We start from the raw sequence: 18,752 nt of genomic DNA on the forward strand, positions 1-18,752 counted from the left end.
ACATACATTTTAACAAAAAGCCGAATCGAATCATAAAAGTTGGCCTTTTTCATGCGATTACGCGTAAGAATGAAGCCCCGCAATCACTAGGTTGACAAAGATAAGGTTAAACATAATGATCGCAAATCCGATTACAGCAAGCCAAGCGGACTTTTCACCATGCCAGCCTCGTGATAACCGAAGGTGGAGATAGGCGGCGTAAAATAAAAATGTAATTAAAGCCCATACTTCCTTCGGGTCCCATCCCCAGAATCTCGTCCATGCAATTTGTGCCCAGATCATCGCAAAAATAAGACCGCCTAACGCAAATACAGGGAATCCTATGGAAACAGCCCTGTACCCAATTTCATCGACTAAATCGAGATTCACTTGTCTTACGAGCGGCTGAAGCAGCGCACTTAGACGTTTGCGAATGATCAATCTCAGCAATCCATAAATAATCAGCCCAACGCCAAATGACCACAGCACTGTATTCACCTTTCTACCTGAAAAAACAGGCGGCAGATCAACCACAGGCTCTAAACGATCTTTTGTGATAAGCTCTCCTTTATGAGGTCCTACTAAGGCAGGCAGCTCATAGACCATGACGCTCTCTTCTTTATTTTTATCTACCCAATTAAATTTCGCTTCATACCCTGTCATTCTAAAGATGGACGTGACAGCGATAAATGCAAGGGTGACCACAATCATAAACATGACCAGCTCTAAGCCAAAGGTTTTCTTCCCCGGTTTTGTTTGATCGACATGCTTCAAAAGAAAAATCACACCTGCCACAAAACTGATCGCCAAAATGGCTTGACCAAGCGCTGCTGTCGTGACGTGAATATATAGCCAATTACTTTGAAGCGAAGGAATCAGCGGTGAAATATCCGATGGAAACATGCTTGCATAAGCAATGATTAATAAAGCGATTGGAAGTGTGAATAAACCTAGCACAGACACTTGATAGACAAAATATAAAATAATAAATGCGAGCACCAGCATCATGCCAAAGGCTGTGGTGAATTCAAACAGATTACTGACTGGTGCGTGACCAGACGCGATCCACCTTGAAATAAAATAGCCAAATTGACTCAAAAAACCGATGATGGTGAGCGTTATGCCGATAAGTGCCGCCTTATTTTTGCGCGGACCCTCTTCTTTCTTTTTTCCTTTAATGGCCCCTCCAAAAAAAGGAACTGCCGCTAAATACAATAGAAAAGCTGCAAATAACAGGTTTTCACTGACTGCCGCCATCTAACCCTTCCCCCTTGCTTTTGCTGATACTTGTTGTATCAGGCAGTTCTTTTTGATCCACTGGCTGTTTGATGCCACTGTCGTGCAGCAACACCTTAAGATCAGACTTTAAGCCGAACCAGTTTTTGTTTGTATGTCCTGCCACAAATACTTTTCCATCCTTTGCCGACAGCCAGATTCTTCTATGCTGCCAGTACATCCCTTGTACGACACCGATCATAAAGATGATTCCGCCAACAATAAGTACCCCGAGTGTTAAGTCTTTTCGAACCGTTAAACCTGTCACGTTTTTTGTTTCAACCCGGTCAAATTTCATTTTATAAAGATTGTTATCAGAACCCTCAACTGTCTCTTGAATCGCGACAAAGCTTTTTTCACCTTTTGGTTTTTCAGGAGAGATCATTTCAAATACGAACGCAGGATTATTCGGATTCCTCGTTTTCGTACTAGGTGTGCCATCTTCGTCAAAATAAAAATCAGGCAAATAACTCATCACCTTGACTTTGTAACCGCTACCAAGATCATATTCTGACTTAGGCTCCAGCAGATTAATCTTCACTGTTCCGAAAGATTTCTCAGTATCTTTTCGAATCAGCTGAAAGACCATTTGATCGAGTTCATTTTGTTTAAAATCCACTTGATATAATGAGAAATTGTCAAACTTAAGCGGTTCATTCACTTTAATATCGTGTTCTGTTACCTGCCTCAGCTTTGGCTTTTCACCAAAAACAACTTCCCCTTCACGTTTGTATAAAACGGCATCGGTTTTATAGCTTTTGACGACTTGACCATCGCCAGCCTTTTCAATCGCATTTTCAAAGACTTCTTTTTCTTTTTCAGATTCATAGCGGTCAATTGAGAACGCATTATTCTTTAAGAAGTATTGGCCTCCCGTCCCTGGGATTGGTGCCGTTTCGCCTTCTCTTACCCATAATGTTTCATCCACGTACATTCCCGGGACAAACCGAAGCATGGATCCAATGAGAAATATAATTAATCCAATATGATTGACGTAAGGTCCCCAGCGGGAAAAGCGGCCTTTTTCAGCTAAAATATGTCCATCTTCTTCTCTTATGCGGTAACGCTTTTGTTTCATTTTACTAACGATGCCTTCATATGTATGTTGATCTAATGTTTGATTTGTTTCGCTGAAAAGACGCTGCCTTCTCATAAAGCCTTCTTTTTTGACAACCCCTTGATTTTTGAGTGCGCGATAAAGTGGAATCACTCGATCAAGGCTGCAAATCACAAGGGAAATTCCGATAGATGCGACAAGGGCTAAAAACCACCAAGAATTATAAAGATCATGGAATCCAAGGATGTAATATAACTTGCCAAACGACCCATATTGCTCCTCATAATAAGTGGAAGCTGATGCACCTGGCGGAATAAACCGCTCCTGCGGAAAAATAGTTCCTAGCGAAGAAGCTAACAGTGTGATGACAATGAGCCACACACCCACTTTTACGGAAGAAAAAAAGTTCCATACTTTATCAACAATCGTTTTGTTGTATGTTTGCGAGCGTCTTGCACTGCCGTCATATCTCATATCAAGCAGCTTTGATGAATTTTTCTCTTTTGCTGCAATGGGATTCCCGCATGATTCACATAGAACAGTACCGATTGGATTAATATGTCCACACTCGCACTTTACCTCTTTCATTCTATGACCCCTTTGGTTTAATCAAATTCATATATTCATAGACATTACGTTCTGTCATCGTTCCCTTTATGACTTTGATTACTTTGCCTTCAGGATTAATTAAAAATGTGGTTGGCAGCGGCGTAATATCATATGCCTCTGTCACTTGACGATCTTTGTCCATGGCAACAGGAAAATTCACGCCATAAGCATCCATAAAATTCTTCACAGCAATATTGGATTCTCCCACATTTACGGCAACAATTTCGACACCGCGATCCTTGAACACTTCATACTGATTTGCCATATAAGGGAATTCCTGCTTACATGGACCGCACCATGTACCCCAAAAATTGAGAAAGACGCCTTTGCCTTTTAAGTCCTTTAATTCAATCCGTTCCCCATCTACCGATTGAAGGACAAAGTTAGGCGCAATAGATCCTTCTTTGACTTGATCCTGTTTGGCAAATACTGAGTTATACATCGTATAACATAGTGCAGCAAGCATCACGAGGAGAATGCCCGTCCGTATGAAAAATCGTCTTTTCTTCATCTGAAGTACCCCTTCCCCATAGACATTCAGGTAAATTATAGCATTCTCCTTCTTTTGATGCTTCTTCATTTTTTGAAGTTTATGTGAAAATTAAAAAGCGCTTTTCCCATGATCCGCAATCGCTCTTAGGCGTTTTACTTCATGCGGCGTCAATTCTCTGCGATCTCCTGGTCTCATGCCTTCAATATGAAGGAAAGCATATTGCTCTCTTTTGAGTTTTAAAACGTCGTGGCCGATTGCTTCAAACATGCGACGAACCTGTCTGTTTCTGCCTTCATGGATGGTTAATTGCACAATACATGTTTGCTTTCGTTTATCAATCGAAAGCATTTTGGCACGGGCAGGTGCTGTTTTTTTATGGTCTAACATGATTCCTTTTTCTAACTTTCTAAGCAATTCTTTTGAAGGGATGCCTTTTAGTTTCGCTGCATACGTTTTATCAATTTGATATTTCGGATGCATGAGCTTATGGGCAAACTCACCATCATTTGTAATCAAAATTAAACCGCTCGTATCATAATCCAACCGGCCGATTGGATACAGACGCTGCGGAACATCATCAAAGAAGTCTGTCACGACTTTGCGTCCTTTATCATCCTCGGCAGCTGAAATGACGCCGCGCGGTTTATAAAGCATAAAGTAAACCGGTTCTTCTCTTTCAAGCTTTAAGCCATTGACTTCAATTTTATCTGAAGAGCCCACCTTTACTCCGAGCTCTGTCACTGTTTCACCATTAACGGTAACTCGTCCTTCTTTAATTAATTCTTCAGCCTTTCGTCTAGAAGCGACGCCGGCATGGGCAATTACTTTCTGTAAACGTTCCATTTGTCTTTCACCTCATGTACTATCTTACTTGCTTGGCTTGAAACAAACAAGCATTCGTGGAAAAATAAGCGTTTCATCTGTCTAATTTCAACAAAAAAGCTGTTTTCCATCCACGAAATAAAAAAAGCACCTGATTAGGCGCCGCTAAATAACAAACTGACGATAATAATCGATGCAATGATCCCAATCAGGTCTGCAAGCAGCCCCACTTTCAGTGCATCTCCCATTTTTTTAATACCAACTGCTCCAAAATAGACGGTTAAAATATAAAGGGTCGTATCTGTTGACCCTTGCATAACGGCGGCAAGCTTGCCGATAAAAGAATCTGGACCATAAGTCGCAATTAAGTCTGATGTCATACCAAGCGCCGCTGTTCCTGATATAGGACGAATAAGCGCAAGCGGCACCACTTCTGTAGGAACACCAATCGCTGTAAACACAGGTTTCAATAATTCCATGACAAAATCAAGGGCACCTGATGCTCGGAAAATCGTAATAGCGACAAGCATACCGACTAAATACGGAATGATTGAAAAGGCAATTTGAATGCCTTCTTTCCCACCTTCTACAAATGTTTCGTACGTCGGTACTTTTTTAATCGTCCCTGCAATCAATATTCCTGCGATGATCAGTGGAATCAAAGCAAGTGACAGCCAGTTAATAAATGCCACAAGATCACCCCCGCCTGCTTCTGCGATAGTGGAAATAGCGATCAATCATAATCGCACCGATACCTGAAATAAGTGTCGCCAAAATGGTTGGGCCTACAATATCTGTTGGCTGATCTGCGCCATAGGTCATACGAATGGCAATGACAGTCGTTGGCACAAGTGTGATAGAAGATGTATTGACTGCTAAAAAAGTAATCATAGACCGGCTCGCCTCATTTTTCCCGCCATTTAATGCTTTCATCTGCTCCATCGCCTTAATCCCAAGTGGAGTGGCAGCATTGCCAAGGCCAAAGAAATTTGCCATGAGATTGGACAGAATATACCCCATCGCTGGATGATTCGCAGGAATCTCAGGAAATAGTTTTGAGATAAAGGGCCGGCATAATTTACTAAAGAAATGTAACAACCCCGCTTCTTCTGCGATCTTCATCAATCCTAGCCAGAATACAAGAACACTAATCAGCCCTATTGAAATGGTGACCGCTTCTTTTGATCCTTTAAAGACCGCTTCATTCACTTCATGCATCGTTCCGTTAAACATTGCATAGACAAGACCGATGACCGTGAGGAATACCCAGATCAGATTGACCATGAAGATCCGCCTATCGATGTCTGAAAGACAGACTTAAACATTTCTTGAAAGCTTTTTTGAGGCATTCGGTTGCGTTTGTTTTCATAAAAAATGGGGACTTGCTCAATCACCTGACCATCCAGTAAGAACGTCATTTTCCCTACTACATCTGGGATCGCTTCTTTGTTTTTTTCCCATTTCTTTTCAGGCGTCAGCATTTCCGTTTCGATTTCCACTAGTTTTTTCTCATCCTCATTTAGTAAATAGTCCACATCCCGCTTAATAAACGCTTTTTTTTCGTAAAAAGTCCCTTTTAACGAAGCGAGCCTGCCTTTTTCAGCAAGCACATACGTTTTATAGTGATCAAATGCATACTCAAACATTGAGATATGATCCTTCCAATCATCCGGTGCATTAATCGTCACAGCAATGAGCGCAGCATCTCCTTTTGCAGCTGTGGAGACAAGCGTGCGTTTTGCAAGTTTTGTATATCCTGTCTTCCCTCCAGTCGAATATTGATACAAACCAGTGAGCAGCTTGTTTTTGTTTTTCCAATAACCTTCGATTGTTTTTGCTTTATAAAAGGTGGTACCTGCAATTTTTTGATATTGCTGATGCTTCATGGCGTATTTCGTTAAGATTGCCATATCGTAAGCTGATGAATAATGGTTTTTATGATCATCGAGTCCATGCGGATTTTGAAAATTCGTATTCTCCATGCCTAGTTCAGAGGCCTTTTGGTTCATCATAAAAATAAACCCTTCTAAGCTGCCGCCAACATGTTCTGCAATGGCAACAGCTGCATCATTTCCAGAGCGCAGCATGAGCCCGTATGTCAAGTCTTCTAAACTCACCTTCTGTCCTTCCTTTAAATAAATCGAAGAACCTTCCGCTTGAATCGCACGTTTTGACACTTTGACCATGTCGTTCATTTTTCCTGATTCAATGGCTAATACAGCCGTCATAATTTTTGTGATACTGGCGATTCTTCTTTTTTCGTGCTCGTCCTTTCCAAATAGGACTCTGCCTGACTGTCCATCTATTAAAATGGCGCTTCTCGCACTCACCGATAATGAGACGTCTGCTTGAGCGTGGGAGGAAAAAGGCAGTAAGAGTGTCAATAGAAGAAGGACTGCTGTTCCAATTTTTAAATAGGGCATGTTCATTCACGTCCTTGTCCGTTTTGTACAAGTGTATGCGCGGCTGAAAAAGTTATGATGCCTCGTCCATAAAAAAAAGCGACTCGATGATTAGAGTCGCTTTTCATTCTTCTTTATACCATTTTCATTTGCTGATGAGATGTTGTATATTCCAGCTCTTCTCTCATCGTTAAAAACTCTTTTTCTAATGAAGAAAACAAACGTTTGACTTCAGCCGATACTTCATGATGGAAAACAATGCAGCTTTTTCCTGTGTAGGCTGAACGGCTATCTTCATACCATGTATCCTTTTTTGGTGTAAAAAATTCTTCAATACATTGATGATAAATACGATGAAGCGTCTGCTGTGCGGCTTGCTGCGGGAATGTCTGCTGCTGCCCGATTTTCCTGCAAACCGCCGCGGCATCCTCGCTATAAACTGCAAGCTTCCGCAATGTACTTAATATGTCACAATAATAGGCTTCCGCTTCCGGGTTTAATCGTTTCAAGCTTGATAAGGTAGCTTCGTTCAGAAAATCATTCACTTCAACTGCAACCTTTGATAAAAAAACGCCTGCTTGATCAACTTGAGCCTTTACATTCATATGTGCCATTTGTTTCGTGTTTACCTTCCCCTCATGGCTTTGTCACCATTTTATCTTTCAAACAAAGGTTTTAGACCTAAAATCTTTGTTATATTTTATCATACATTTTTCCTTATTTTGAACTATTTTATCTCTTCAAATGTTTGATTGAAGTTTTCAAAAAAAAGATCAGCCTCTTCTTGCACCCCATCTGCTTCCACATTCTCTGGAAGTGGCGGTAATTCATCTAAGGCTTTTAAACCAAATTGCTCTAAAAAGGTAGGTGTTGTCCCATAAAGAATCGCTCGTCCCGGACCATCGGCACGTCCTACTTCACAGAGCAGTGCTTTGGCAACTAAACTATGCAGCACTCGTTCTGATTTAACGCCTCTGATCTCCTCGACTTCGCTGCGTGTAATCGGTTGTTTATACGAGACAATGGCGAGCACTTCTAGCGCTGCCTGTGACAAACCTTTCGATGGTGTCTCTACTAATTTTTTTAAATATACGCTGTATTCTTTTTTCGTCAGCAGCATATATGAATCTGCATATTCAATAAGTTCAATCCCTCGTTCTTGTTTTTGATATTCTTCCTTTACGGCAGACATAATATCAAGCAACGCTGCCTCATCAACTTCAAGAACAGACATGAGCTGTTTTCTTGTTAAGCCTTCGTCACCTGCTGCATATAGCAGCGCTTCTAAGATGGCTTTCCAATTCACGATATCAAGCGTCATGAATCGTTTCACTCCCTATGATATAAATATCTTCAAAGTTTCCTTCCTGCTCCAGCATGATTTGATGACTCTTCATCAATTCGAGAACAGCAAGAAACGTCACGACAAGGTGTTCCTTTTGATCATGTTGAAATAAAGTCATGAAATTGGTCCGCTTTTTTGTTTTTCTTAAATGGTTCATAATCTCATTCATTTTGTCTTCAATCGGGATTTCTTGTCTTGTAATCTTTGATGGTGCTGGTTTTGTGATTTTTTTGCGGTTCAATACCTTTTGGAAAGCACCTAACATATCATACACCGTGACGTGTAAGTTTGTGTCCTTCGCTTCTGCTTCTTTTGCAAATTCACTTAAATCACTTGGTGGTTTTGTGAAGGCGTTTTGCCGCTCTTCTTCACGTTCCTTCAGTTCTTGCGCTGCATTTTTATACTTGCGGTATTCAATTAATTTGCCAATCAGCTCATCACGAGGGTCCTCTTCTTCTTCCATCAGGTCTTCATCAAACAGCTCTTCCTCTTGTTTTGGGAGAAGCATTCTGCTTTTAATGCTGAGGAGGGTTGCAGCCATCACCAAATACTCACTTGCAACATCCAGTTCAAGCTCCCTCATCGTGTGGACATATAATAAATACTGCTCCGTAATTTTAGCGACGGGAATATCATAAATATCAATTTCCAAACGGTTAATTAAATGTAAAAGCAAGTCCAAAGGACCCTCAAACGAATCTATTTTCACCTGATATTCCAGCATTCTTTTCTCACCATTTCTACTGTCTTCTAAGTACCGTTTTCATCGGCTAACCTTTAGTATAAGACACGATAAAGCTCTCGTCCAATATAATTTCGACCATGAGGCAGCAGGCAAAAAAAGAAAAACAGTGGATTCGCCCATACCAATGAGGGCATTTATACATAGAATACCATTGTAATCAGAACTGATGAAAAAGGAGGCCGTAACATTATGGGAGATGGTTATTACTTCGGCGGAGGATTTGCGCTTATTGTTGTGCTGTTCATCTTGCTGATCATCGTTGGCGCGGCTTGGGTTTATTAAAGAAACAGAGCGTCCTTTCATAAAGGGGCGCTCTTTCTTCTTTTCTTTTCGGTATGTTAGACTGATAGTGGAAAAGGAGATGACCGCTGTGTATCCTAAAGCGTACGTGGCTTTTTTACATGAATTTCATACGACAAGAGATTATTTTGAGTGTCATGAAATTCTTGAAGAATTTTGGAAAGAAGATCCTCCTCATCAGCGCAAAAAGTACTGGGTGGGTCTCATTCAGCTTGCTGTTGCTTTGTATCATCAAAGACGAGGGAATGGAAAAGGAGCAAAACGGCTGATTTCAAACAGCCTTCATATATTAGATTCGGACCGGAACATACTAACAGAATTAGGTCTTGATGAAGAGGCATTTCTTTTGCTGCTGAGAACACTGAAAAAGAAAATCGATGAAGACATGCCCTACGAAAGTGTGATGCTGCCAATCCGAGATGAAACGCTTCTTTCTTTATGCCAAGAGATGGCTCAAAAAGAAGGCTTAACCTTCGGACAGGAGAGCAACTTATCCCATACATTCTTAATTGAAAAGCATAGACTGCGTGATCGGACGGACGTATTGCTTGAACGTGAAAAGCAGATGGAACGTAAAAAAAGCAGAGGCATATAACCTCTGCTTCAGCATGTAGGCAAACCCTCGCATTCGGTGTCAGTCCTGCGTGCCGGTGCTCACGAATATCGAATTCGCTCCGCTCCAGTACTCGTCCTTCCTAGACTGCAAAGGTTTTCTATCACGCTGAAAAAAAAGAAGACAAAGGGCTAAAATCAAGTTCATTTTAGCCCTTTGTCAACAATCTAAAGCAGAGGCATATAACCTCTGCTTTTACATGTGTGATATTTAGTTTGTTTCACTGTGACACTTATGAAAGAAGCCTTGCGTTAATTCATTTGGAATGAGTGTTTTCGTTTTGAATACTTCTTCCACGGCTAATACCATTTCCTTGCCGATGCCTTGGTCACGATGGGACGGATTGACACTAATATGTTCGATTTGTACTTGGTCGTCTGTTTTCAGCACACCAATCGCACCGACGATATCCTCACCATCTTTCCAAAGGAACAGCTGCCGATCTTCATCCATTTCATACGACTTTATCGTCTGCTGAAGCTGTTTGACGTCTTTCTCACCCGGCATAAAGGACAGGAGTCCCATGGCAATTTTTTCAAAAGACCTCTTGTAACGAATTAACATATATACCCCTCAATATTAAAATTATCCTATTTTCCAGCAAATGTCTTATGAATCACTTGCTCATCACACATTATAAACACTTTTAGACGGTTTTTAAACTCTTTTTCATCAAATTAACGAAACGTTCGATTTAGGTTGGCCATTTCAATAGCAGCTGCAGCCGATTCACTGCCTTTATTTCCAGCCTTTGTACCGGCTCTTTCAATGGCTTGTTCAATAGATTCAGTTGTCAGTACACCAAAGATAATCGGCACCCCTGTTGAGATGGCACTTTGTGCGATTCCTTTAGCCGCTTCATTACAAACATAATCGTAATGTGATGTTGCCCCGCGAATCACGGTTCCAAGTGTAATGACTGCATCATATTTTTTTGTTTCTGCTAGTTTTTTTGCCATATACGGAATTTCAAAAGCCCCCGGCACCCACACGACATCAATATCGTCACCGTTTGCTCCGTGTCTGAGCAATGTATCTTCTGCTCCATCTAGCAGTTTGCTTGTAATAAAATCATTAAATCTAGCGACGACGATTCCAAACTTTAATCCTTCTGCTACTACATTACCTTGTATTGTATTCATATGTTCATCATCCTTTTTTGTGATTTTTATTTTGTTTTCATTGTCGTTGTTTGCTTGTTTATATATGCCTGCAATGCTTCAATCGTCAGCATCTTTAAATCGTGTTCTTTTTGAATTTTTTGTAGTTCGGGTACGCGGGCCATGGTGCCATCTGCATTCATAATTTCACATATGACACCCGCTGGCACTGAACCCGCAAGTTTAGCAAGATCAACAGCCGCTTCTGTATGACCTGGTCTTTCTACTACGCCTCCCTCTTTCGCAATAAGAGGGAAAACATGACCTGGGCGGGCAAAATCTTCTGGTTTTGACTCTTTATTTAACATGGCCAAAATGGTCGTTGAGCGCTCAAAAGCACTTATACCAGTTGTCGTTGACGTATGGTCGATGCTCACTGTAAATGCTGTATGATGTGCATCCGTATTTCGCTCGACCATGGGATGCAGATCCAAGTGGTTCGCAATCGAGGCATGAACTGGTGTGCAAATAAGACCTCTTCCATGTAAAGCCATGAAGTTAATGACTTCCGGCGTTGCATGCTCAGCAAGTGCCACAAAATCTCCTTCATTTTCTCTGTCTTCATCATCTACTACGATAATGATTTCTCCTCGTTTCAGGGCATTTACTGCCTCATCAACTGAATGATACATACAATCGCCTCCTAGAATCCGTGCTCTTTTAAAAATGATGGGGTTAATCGTGATGGCTGCTTTTCGTTTTGCTCTTTTGTTAAAAAGCGATAAATGTATTTACCGATCATGTCACATTCAATATTTACTACATCCCCCATAGATTTAGTCGGGAAAATAGTTCCTTCAAGCGTATGTGGAATGATAGAAACTGTCACATGAGCATCTCGCAAATCGAAAATAGTCAAGCTGACGCCGTCTATTGCGATCGATCCCTTTTTTGTGAGCATATCTGTGAGGGTCTTGTCCATTTTCAAATCATAGTAAATGGCATTACTCTTCTTTTCTACACGGGTAATCACAGCCGTTCCATCAACATGGCCTGAAACAAAATGACCGCCGAATCGTCCATTTGATGACATCGCTCGCTCTAAATTCACTTGGCTACCTGGCGCAAGCTGATCAAGTGATGTCGCTTTGACCGTCTCAGGCATCACATCTGCCGCAAACTGTTCTTTTGTGAAGCTTGTGACAGTGAGACAAACGCCATTGATGGCGATACTATCGCCTAGGTGAACATCTTCTAGTACACGACTGCACTTGATGATGATTTCCATGGCATCTGCGGATCTTTTGCTCAATGACTGGACTGTACCCACTTCTTCAATAATCCCCGTAAACATGTGATCCTCCCTTTCTCTTTCTTTTGTATTTCTCACTTTATGAAAAAGCGATGTTTGGGACATGTGATCGATTGAACACCTTCGTCGCTTTTTATGGTCCATACAAGATGAGGGATCACCTAATAAACACTGCATGCGATGACTATATTGACATACAGAAAGCCCCGGAAAAATTCCGGGGCTGTGGTTTTTTTGCATTAGAAATAAAACTATGATCAACACATATTTTTTGTTCATACATAGCTTTCGTTATCCTTCTCCCATCCAGACTTTCACTGTCGGCTTCAGCTTCTCACTGAATCAACCGTTAATAAATTAACGGGTCACGGGCTGTAAAGCATTTGCTTTATTACCGTCGGTCGGGATTTTCACCCTGCCCCGAAGGATACAATCGATATTTAGCTGTCCTTAGGGGCTATTATAGCGATCCTTGTTGTCAAATGCAACAATCAAGATTTATTCACCTGTTCATAAAAAAAGCCTCCCTATAGGAAAGGAGACTTGTTAATTGACGACTTTTACTACTTTTATAAGACCGTCTATTCTTTTTTCATTACTAAAGTACGCTTTAATACGATCGCCTTTTTTCAGATCGGCCACATCATCTTCAAATTTCTTTCCATTAAAAATGATTTTCGTGCCATTTTTGGCTTGACCGTAATACTCATCACCATCAATTTTTGTAATGGTATATTCATAGATGGTGTAATCTTTATCATTATTCGTTAAACTTTCGCCAATGGCTGTTGGCACATCTTCAATTTTCATGCCATTCATGTATAAATAACCTGCGCCTAAACAAAGCAGTAAAACAAATAAGATTGCGATTTTTAATTTGATTTTCCCCATATTTAGAACCTCCATCATCTGCACTTCGCCTATTTGTATGTTCTATTCCTTCTTTTGATGAAATAAAACCAAAAAAGCTGATTTTCATTAATGGTTACTTATATAACGATTCAAATGGACTTTTGGTTCCACCTTTTCATCATTACATATGATACGAATATGCGTTCTTTATTAAGGGGGGCTTTTTTCCTCTTTATCTGTTAGCAGGGTAAACAAGAAAGACGAGCTTTTTGATTATATTCTTTTCTCTAATGCGAATAGATCTTCCTCTAACAATTGAGATCTTTGAACAGCGATATTTCGGCTGTCACGAACCCCTTGATTATAATAGTAGCTTCCAAGATGTTTTGTGATAAATTCTAATATATTGATGGCTGCTAATTCACCAATCTCCTCTTCTCGTTCTTCGGCAAAGTAACGCTGAATGGCAATCATCATCTGGTTTTTTTCTTCTTTTGTTAATGGTTTCAAAGTATCTCCTGCTTTCTTTCAGCATGATCACACGCTTTTTAGATGTGCACTTTCACTTATTTTTAGAGCTACATATGGTGACACTCACAAATACGAATGTTTGTTCTCTTATCATATCACAAAAACGTGTCCATCACACCCTAAAAGAAAAAGCGTGTTTTAATCAATGGATCAAAATACGCTTTCTTTATATAGACTATTTATTTCAATATGGATAGTATCGTCGCTACAGAATGATCTACAAATGAACGCTCAGGGCGAGATTTCATGAGAACTGTAAGTCCAATAAAAGAAACAACCAGCGCCTGCGCTAAGGCTTTGGCATTCAGACTGCTTTCGAGCTCACCCGAGCGAATACCTTGTACAATTTTTTCTTCAAAAATGACCGAAAGATACATCTGATGCTCTCTTGTGAGAATTTCAAATTTCTCTTCGTGTGGGGCAAGCTCGACTATTGTATTGATGCAGAAGCACCCTTTACTCGGCCCATGTCCATATTCCTCTTCTACTAATTCAGCAAATAATGTATGAAATGCTTCCTTTACAGATAGATTGTTTTGAAGTTTTGTTCGAATGTGGGCAGCATGCTGAGTTGTATATTTGCGTAATGCTGCTTCAAACAATTCCTCTTTATCACCGAACGCTGAGTATAAGCTTGGCCGCTGTATTCCCATTTTTGCAGTTAAGTCGCTTAATGTAGTCGCTCTGTACCCCTTCTCCCAAAAAAGCAACAAGGCCTCATCTAACGCTTTTTCCTCATCAAATTCCCGTTGTCGAACCATTATCAACCCTCATTTCTATCATAAAAATCTCTTCACTAAATCAATCATCTATTTCTTATAACGTTTTTTACTCATCGGTATATTATCATTTTATTTTATTGACATATCATTGTCAAATTGACTAGATCTTCACTACATCATCTTGACTTTAAAACGTTTCTCTGGTTATCCTTAACAGGAATCATTTTATACCAATCAGTATATTATACTTTTCAGTACAAAAGGAGCTGCTGACATGCATGAAAAAAGAAAAAATGAATGCCGTTGAACATTCTGATCTGGAAACAACTCATTTACAAATAAACACCCGATCAACGATGACTCGCAATATGGCTCTACTGTTTGCGACAGCCTCCGGGATGGCAGTTGCAAACATATACTTTGCACAGCCATTATTAGACTCTCTCGCATCCGAGTTTGGTATCAGTTATTCATCCATTGGTATGGTCATTACGATTACTCAGCTTTGTTATGCGCTAGGACTGCTACTGATCGTACCACTTGGTGATCTGTTCAACCAACGGCGGCTCATCGTAGCTCAAATGCTAGTTTCCGTGTTATCTCTCATTCTAGTCGGTATCGCCCCTACCGCCACCGTCCTATTCATAGGACTAGCTGCGGTGGGACTGCTTGCTGTAGTCACTCAGGTACTCGTAGCATTCGCAGCGACATGGGCCGCTCCTGAAGAACGTGGCCGCATAGTGGGCTTGGTTCAAAGTGGAATTGTGATTGGTATTCTTCTCGCACGAACGTTTGCTGGTGTACTAACCGATCTCGCCGGCTGGAGATCAGTCTATCTCGTTTCCGGCGTGATGATGCTGATCATTACTGGCGTGTTGTACCGGTATCTTCCGCGTGCTGACAGCAAGAGAGTCTCCATATCCTATGTGAACTTGCTCGCTTCAATGTTTATATTGTTCAGACAAGAACGAATTCTACGTATTCGTGGCGTACTGGGTTTTCTGATCTTTGTTGTGTTTGGCACGCTGTGGACTTCACTTGTGCTGCCTCTCAGCACTACGCCATACAATCTGTCACATACGGCGATTGGTGCATTTGGCCTTGCTGGAGTTGCCGGAGCATTAGGTGCCGCTCGAGCTGGAAGCCTTGCTGATCGAGGCTTAGGACAGTTAACAACGTGCATCGCCCTTGTCCTATTACTCTTTTCATGGTGTTTTATTTTTTTCACTGAATATTCCCTCATTTTATTAATCGTTGGTATCGTCATTCTTGACCTATCTGTGCAGGCCGTTCATGTGACCAATCAAAGTATGATTTTCATGGTCCGGCCTGAGGCGAGAAGCCGGCTGACTGCTGCTTATATGATTTTTTATTCCCTCGGCAGTGCGCTCGGTTCTATTGTATCAACTAACATATACGCAAACGCTGGCTGGAATGGGGTATGTCTATTTGGAGCCTCTATCAGCGCCTTAGCCCTTTTATATTGGATGATCACCTACCGCTTCACGGCACAGATCACAGGAACATCAGATTTAAAATAAAAAAACACCGCAATTAAGCGGTGTTTTGGATTAAGCATCGATCACTTCGACTTTTTCCATGCCTTGTCCTTGTTCCATATCAAGAACAGCTTCGATACCAGATGTTACTTTGCCAAAAACAGTGTGAACACCGTTTAAGTGAGGCTGTGGGTCATGTACGATAAAGAATTGGCTGCCGCCAGTGTCTTTACCAGCGTGTGCCATTGATAATGAACCTCTCTCGTGCTGATGAGGGTTTCCTTCTGTTTCACATTTAATTGTGTAACCAGGTCCTCCAGTTCCATTACCGTTTGGATCGCCGCCTTGGCTTACGAACCCTGGGATCACGCGGTGGAATTTCAATCCGTCGTAGAAGCCTTCATTCGCTAATTTTTCAAAGTTTGCTACTGTACCTGGAGCAGCCTCTGGGTAAAGTTCAAACTCAATTTTCTTTCCATTCGTTAATTGTATGTATCCTTTTTTCGCCATTTTTCACATTCTCCTTTCAGGTTAAACAACGCTCATTATAGCACATTTTCGGTGATGTTAAACATCCCCTGCTTACCTAATGTGATTTACCTCTTTTGCCATCATTGATAAAATAAAAGAGCTTGATCCTTTTCTCCTAAGGAAATGATCACAGACTGAGCAAATCACTTCATCATATTGGAGGTTTCAAACATCTTTAAAAGAAAATTGAAACGTCAGACTGATTTGTTACGTCTATATGATGGAGTACGATTCAAATCATGTACTCAAAAGATGAGTTTCTCACCATCGAGAAACGTTTTCGACTTGAAGGAGGTCAACATGTTTAAAAAAACAATGCTTGGTATGATGGCAGCGCTCCTTTTACTGATTGGTGCGCCTAAAGTCAGCTTAGCGGATGCAGCTGTCGGCGATGTCATCGTCACACTCGGGCAAGACTTAACACCGGCTGATCGCCAGAAGGTGCTTGACGAGTTGAATCCACCTGAAAATGCGACAAAAATTGAAGTAACCAATAAAGAAGAGCACGAATATTTAGGAAAGTATATCCCTCGTTCTTCTATCGGGACGAGAGCATTATCATCTTCATCCATCACCATTGAAAAATCAGGTACGGGTCTGACCGTGGATACACATAACATTAAGACCATTACAGATGAGATGTATTTAAATGCTTTAATGACCGCAGGCGTGAAAGATGCAAAGGTTGTCGTGACGGCGCCGTTTGAAGTATCTGGTACAGCAGCACTGACAGGTCTATTAAAAGCCTATGAAGTGTCAAGCGACAAAGCCATTCCTGAAGATGTGAAACAGGTGGCAAACGAAGAGCTTGTAACAACATCTAAACTGGGAGACTCTATTGGAAAAGACAATGCTTCTGCCCTGATTGCAAAAATCAAAGATGACATTGCCAAAAATGGAGTTCCTAAAACAACAAAAGAAGTGGAAGAAAAAGTAGATCAAGCCGCTTCTGATTTGAACTTAAATCTAACGCAAGACCAAAAAGATCAACTTGTCTCTCTCTTCGATAAAATGAAAAATATCAATATCGATTGGAAACAAGTCGGATCTCAAATTGATAAAGCAAAAGACAAGATTACAAAATTCATAGAATCAGATGAAGGGAAAAACCTTCTACAGAAGATTTGGGATTTCTTTGTCTCCATTTGGAATGCGATCGTCTCTGTATTTACTGGTGGAAAATAAATGTCATAGAAAAAGCTGCCTGATGATCAGGCAGCTTTTTTTAAGTCGATGATTTCACTTTTGATTGATAAGGTAAATCCAATTTGACAATGTCCTCATATGTCTCACGCTCAACGACAAGCTGCGCTTCCCCATCTTCTACAAATACTACAGCCGGGCGCGGGATGCGGTTATAGTTGTTTGACATGCTGTAGCCATAAGCTCCTGTACAAAAGACAGCTAATAAGTCTCCCTGTGATAACTCTGGCAAATCAATATCCCAAATGAGCATATCTCCACTCTCGCAGCATTTCCCTGCAATGGACACCGTTTGATCATGCGTTTGGCTCATTTTATTGGCGCTCACTGCTTCATATTTTGCTTGATATAAAGCAGGTCGAATGTTATCACTCATTCCGCCGTCAATGGCTACATAATCGCGAATGCCAGGTACATGTTTGGATGAGCCGATCGTATAAAGAGTGGTTCCTGCATCTCCAACAAGGGAACGGCCTGGCTCAATCCAAATTTCAGGCATCTCAAATTCATAGCGGGCTACATTTTCTTTCACCGCTTGAATAATTTTCTCCACGTATTCAGTTGCTGGAAGTGGTTCGTCCTCTTCTGTATAACGGATGCCAAAGCCTCCGCCTAAGTTCAGCACTGTGGAAATAAAGCCAAATGATTCTCTCCATTCATCTAGCTTCAAGAAAATTTTATCTGCCGCAAGGACAAAACCAGCTGTATCAAAAATTTGTGAGCCGATATGACAATGAACACCTAAGAGCTCGATCACTTCTGATTTAAGCACTTGTTTGACTGCTTCGTCTGCTTGTCCATTATGAAGATCAAAACCGAATTTTGAATCTTCTTGACCTGTTGTAATGTAGTCATGCGTATGTGCTTCAACGCCCGGCGTGATGCGGAGGAGTACTTTCACCTGTTTTGACAGCTCTTGCCCAAGCTGTTCAATGAGGTTGATTTCATAGAAATTATCAACAACAATACAGCCGATTCCATGCGCTAATGCCATCTTTAATTCTTCTCTACTTTTGTTGTTACCATGGAAATGAATTTTTTCTACTGGAAACCCGGCACAAATGGCTGTGTGCAGCTCCCCGCCTGAAACGACATCAAGTGATAAGCCTTCTTCTTTTGCCAGCTGGAACATGGCAATAGAAGAAAACGCCTTACTCGCATATGCCACCTGAGCTTTTAGTTCTTCTTCAATAAATGCTTTCTGAAAGCTTTTTGCACGCTCCCGTATTAAAGCCACATCATATACATAAAGTGGTGTCCCATACGTTTCAGCTAAAGAAACGGCATCAACACCACCAATTTCTAAATGTCCGAGTTCATTTTGTCTGCAAGTGCCGTGTAAATACAATGTCATTCCCTCTT

At 41.0% G+C, this 18,752-nt stretch carries 23 protein-coding genes and 1 riboswitch; of the genes, 4 read left to right on the top strand and 19 right to left on the bottom strand.

Annotation, left to right across the window (positions count from 1 at the left end):
* Window positions 1-57 precede the first annotated feature (57 nt).
* From ccsB to LCD34_RS01260, 10 genes are all read right to left on the bottom strand, one after another.
* Window positions 58-1,236: a c-type cytochrome biogenesis protein CcsB gene (gene ccsB, locus LCD34_RS01215; protein WP_017359778.1), complete on the bottom strand. Its 1,179-nt coding sequence runs from the start codon at window positions 1,234-1,236 to the stop codon at window positions 58-60.
* The gene (locus tag LCD34_RS01220) at window positions 1,220-2,899 is read right to left on the bottom strand and encodes a cytochrome c biogenesis protein ResB (protein WP_224558429.1); all 1,680 of its coding nucleotides are present in this window, start codon (window positions 2,897-2,899) and stop codon (window positions 1,220-1,222) included. Before LCD34_RS01220 ends, ccsB begins: the two co-directional genes overlap by 17 nt.
* Before the next feature lies 1 nt (window position 2,900).
* The gene (gene resA, locus LCD34_RS01225; protein ID WP_008344474.1) at window positions 2,901-3,431 is read right to left on the bottom strand and encodes a thiol-disulfide oxidoreductase ResA; all 531 of its coding nucleotides are present in this window, start codon (window positions 3,429-3,431) and stop codon (window positions 2,901-2,903) included.
* A 90-nt stretch (window positions 3,432-3,521) separates the two neighbouring features.
* Window positions 3,522-4,256, bottom strand: coding sequence for a 23S rRNA pseudouridine(2605) synthase RluB (rluB, locus tag LCD34_RS01230; RefSeq protein WP_008344472.1), 735 nt, complete (start codon window positions 4,254-4,256; stop codon window positions 3,522-3,524).
* A 134-nt stretch (window positions 4,257-4,390) separates the two neighbouring features.
* Complete coding sequence (locus LCD34_RS01235) at window positions 4,391-4,927, bottom strand: spore maturation protein (protein WP_017359781.1); 537 nt, start codon at window positions 4,925-4,927, stop codon at window positions 4,391-4,393.
* A 4-nt stretch (window positions 4,928-4,931) separates the two neighbouring features.
* The gene (locus LCD34_RS01240) at window positions 4,932-5,519 is read right to left on the bottom strand and encodes a nucleoside recognition domain-containing protein (protein ID WP_007501015.1); all 588 of its coding nucleotides are present in this window, start codon (window positions 5,517-5,519) and stop codon (window positions 4,932-4,934) included.
* Window positions 5,507-6,658, bottom strand: a complete 1,152-nt coding sequence (locus LCD34_RS01245; RefSeq protein ID WP_017367523.1) for a D-alanyl-D-alanine carboxypeptidase family protein — start codon at window positions 6,656-6,658, stop codon at window positions 5,507-5,509. Before LCD34_RS01245 ends, LCD34_RS01240 begins: the two co-directional genes overlap by 13 nt.
* 113 nt (window positions 6,659-6,771) lie before the next feature.
* A complete protein-coding gene (locus tag LCD34_RS01250; protein WP_019743086.1) occupies window positions 6,772-7,251 on the bottom strand; it encodes a YpuI family protein in 480 nt (159 codons plus the stop codon).
* A gap of 113 nt (window positions 7,252-7,364) precedes the next feature.
* The gene (gene scpB / locus LCD34_RS01255) at window positions 7,365-7,958 is read right to left on the bottom strand and encodes an SMC-Scp complex subunit ScpB (protein WP_008344462.1); all 594 of its coding nucleotides are present in this window, start codon (window positions 7,956-7,958) and stop codon (window positions 7,365-7,367) included.
* Entirely contained in the window at window positions 7,948-8,706 is a 759-nt protein-coding gene (locus LCD34_RS01260) for a segregation/condensation protein A (RefSeq protein WP_007501021.1), read from the bottom strand. The genes scpB and LCD34_RS01260 overlap by 11 nt, the downstream gene beginning before the upstream one ends.
* A 210-nt stretch (window positions 8,707-8,916) precedes the next feature.
* Here LCD34_RS01260 and LCD34_RS01265 point away from each other — a divergent pair, with 210 nt between their 5' ends.
* Both LCD34_RS01265 and LCD34_RS01270 read left to right on the top strand, forming a co-directional pair.
* Window positions 8,917-9,009, top strand: a complete 93-nt coding sequence (locus LCD34_RS01265) for a YjcZ family sporulation protein (protein ID WP_008359694.1) — start codon at window positions 8,917-8,919, stop codon at window positions 9,007-9,009.
* Between the two features lie 88 nt (window positions 9,010-9,097).
* Complete coding sequence (locus tag LCD34_RS01270) at window positions 9,098-9,622, top strand: DUF309 domain-containing protein (RefSeq protein ID WP_017359784.1); 525 nt, start codon at window positions 9,098-9,100, stop codon at window positions 9,620-9,622.
* Window positions 9,623-9,850: 228 nt separating this feature from the next.
* On the opposite strand, the gene LCD34_RS01275 is transcribed toward LCD34_RS01270, so the two are convergent.
* The 7 genes from LCD34_RS01275 to LCD34_RS01305 all read right to left on the bottom strand — a co-directional run bounded on the left by LCD34_RS01275 (window position 9,851) and on the right by LCD34_RS01305 (window position 14,196).
* Window positions 9,851-10,204, bottom strand: a complete 354-nt coding sequence (locus LCD34_RS01275) for a GNAT family N-acetyltransferase (protein ID WP_008344455.1) — start codon at window positions 10,202-10,204, stop codon at window positions 9,851-9,853.
* 113 nt (window positions 10,205-10,317) lie between these two features.
* Window positions 10,318-10,782 (bottom strand): 6,7-dimethyl-8-ribityllumazine synthase, encoded by a 465-nt coding sequence (gene ribE / locus LCD34_RS01280; RefSeq protein ID WP_007501031.1) that lies wholly within the window; start codon window positions 10,780-10,782, stop codon window positions 10,318-10,320.
* Window positions 10,783-10,808: 26 nt separating this feature from the next.
* Entirely contained in the window at window positions 10,809-11,432 is a 624-nt protein-coding gene (gene ribB, locus LCD34_RS01285; protein ID WP_318010712.1) for a 3,4-dihydroxy-2-butanone-4-phosphate synthase, read from the bottom strand.
* Window positions 11,433-11,443: 11 nt separating this feature from the next.
* Window positions 11,444-12,094 carry a riboflavin synthase gene (ribE, locus tag LCD34_RS01290; protein ID WP_026050106.1) on the bottom strand — a complete coding sequence of 217 codons (651 nt, stop codon included), beginning with the start codon at window positions 12,092-12,094 and terminating at the stop codon, window positions 11,444-11,446.
* 248 nt (window positions 12,095-12,342) lie between these two features.
* A riboswitch (FMN riboswitch) is annotated at window positions 12,343-12,484 on the bottom strand.
* A gap of 114 nt (window positions 12,485-12,598) precedes the next feature.
* Window positions 12,599-12,943 (bottom strand): hypothetical protein, encoded by a 345-nt coding sequence (locus tag LCD34_RS01295; RefSeq protein ID WP_008344451.1) that lies wholly within the window; start codon window positions 12,941-12,943, stop codon window positions 12,599-12,601.
* 234 nt (window positions 12,944-13,177) lie between these two features.
* Complete coding sequence (locus LCD34_RS01300) at window positions 13,178-13,414, bottom strand: DUF2164 domain-containing protein (RefSeq protein WP_017359788.1); 237 nt, start codon at window positions 13,412-13,414, stop codon at window positions 13,178-13,180.
* 200 nt (window positions 13,415-13,614) lie between these two features.
* The gene (locus LCD34_RS01305) at window positions 13,615-14,196 is read right to left on the bottom strand and encodes a TetR/AcrR family transcriptional regulator (RefSeq protein ID WP_017359789.1); all 582 of its coding nucleotides are present in this window, start codon (window positions 14,194-14,196) and stop codon (window positions 13,615-13,617) included.
* A gap of 239 nt (window positions 14,197-14,435) precedes the next feature.
* Between LCD34_RS01305 and LCD34_RS01310 the strand changes: the two genes are divergently transcribed.
* On the top strand, window positions 14,436-15,698 hold the full coding sequence (locus LCD34_RS01310) for an MFS transporter (protein ID WP_224558430.1): 1,263 nt from the start codon (window positions 14,436-14,438) through the stop codon (window positions 15,696-15,698).
* A gap of 30 nt (window positions 15,699-15,728) precedes the next feature.
* Here the strand turns inward: LCD34_RS01310 and LCD34_RS01315 are convergent, their stop codons facing one another.
* Window positions 15,729-16,166, bottom strand: a complete 438-nt coding sequence (locus LCD34_RS01315; protein ID WP_007501040.1) for a peptidylprolyl isomerase — start codon at window positions 16,164-16,166, stop codon at window positions 15,729-15,731.
* A gap of 321 nt (window positions 16,167-16,487) precedes the next feature.
* Here LCD34_RS01315 and LCD34_RS01320 point away from each other — a divergent pair, with 321 nt between their 5' ends.
* Window positions 16,488-17,372, top strand: a complete 885-nt coding sequence (locus LCD34_RS01320; protein ID WP_008344446.1) for a DUF1002 domain-containing protein — start codon at window positions 16,488-16,490, stop codon at window positions 17,370-17,372.
* Window positions 17,373-17,412: 40 nt separating this feature from the next.
* Here LCD34_RS01320 and lysA read toward each other — a convergent pair whose 3' ends face one another.
* The gene (gene lysA, locus LCD34_RS01325; protein ID WP_224559315.1) at window positions 17,413-18,738 is read right to left on the bottom strand and encodes a diaminopimelate decarboxylase; all 1,326 of its coding nucleotides are present in this window, start codon (window positions 18,736-18,738) and stop codon (window positions 17,413-17,415) included.
* Between the last annotated feature and the right edge of the window lie 14 nt (window positions 18,739-18,752).

The organism is Bacillus sp. RAR_M1_44, assembly GCF_020165935.1.
In the GTDB taxonomy this organism is placed as follows: domain Bacteria; phylum Bacillota; class Bacilli; order Bacillales; family Bacillaceae; genus Bacillus; species Bacillus altitudinis.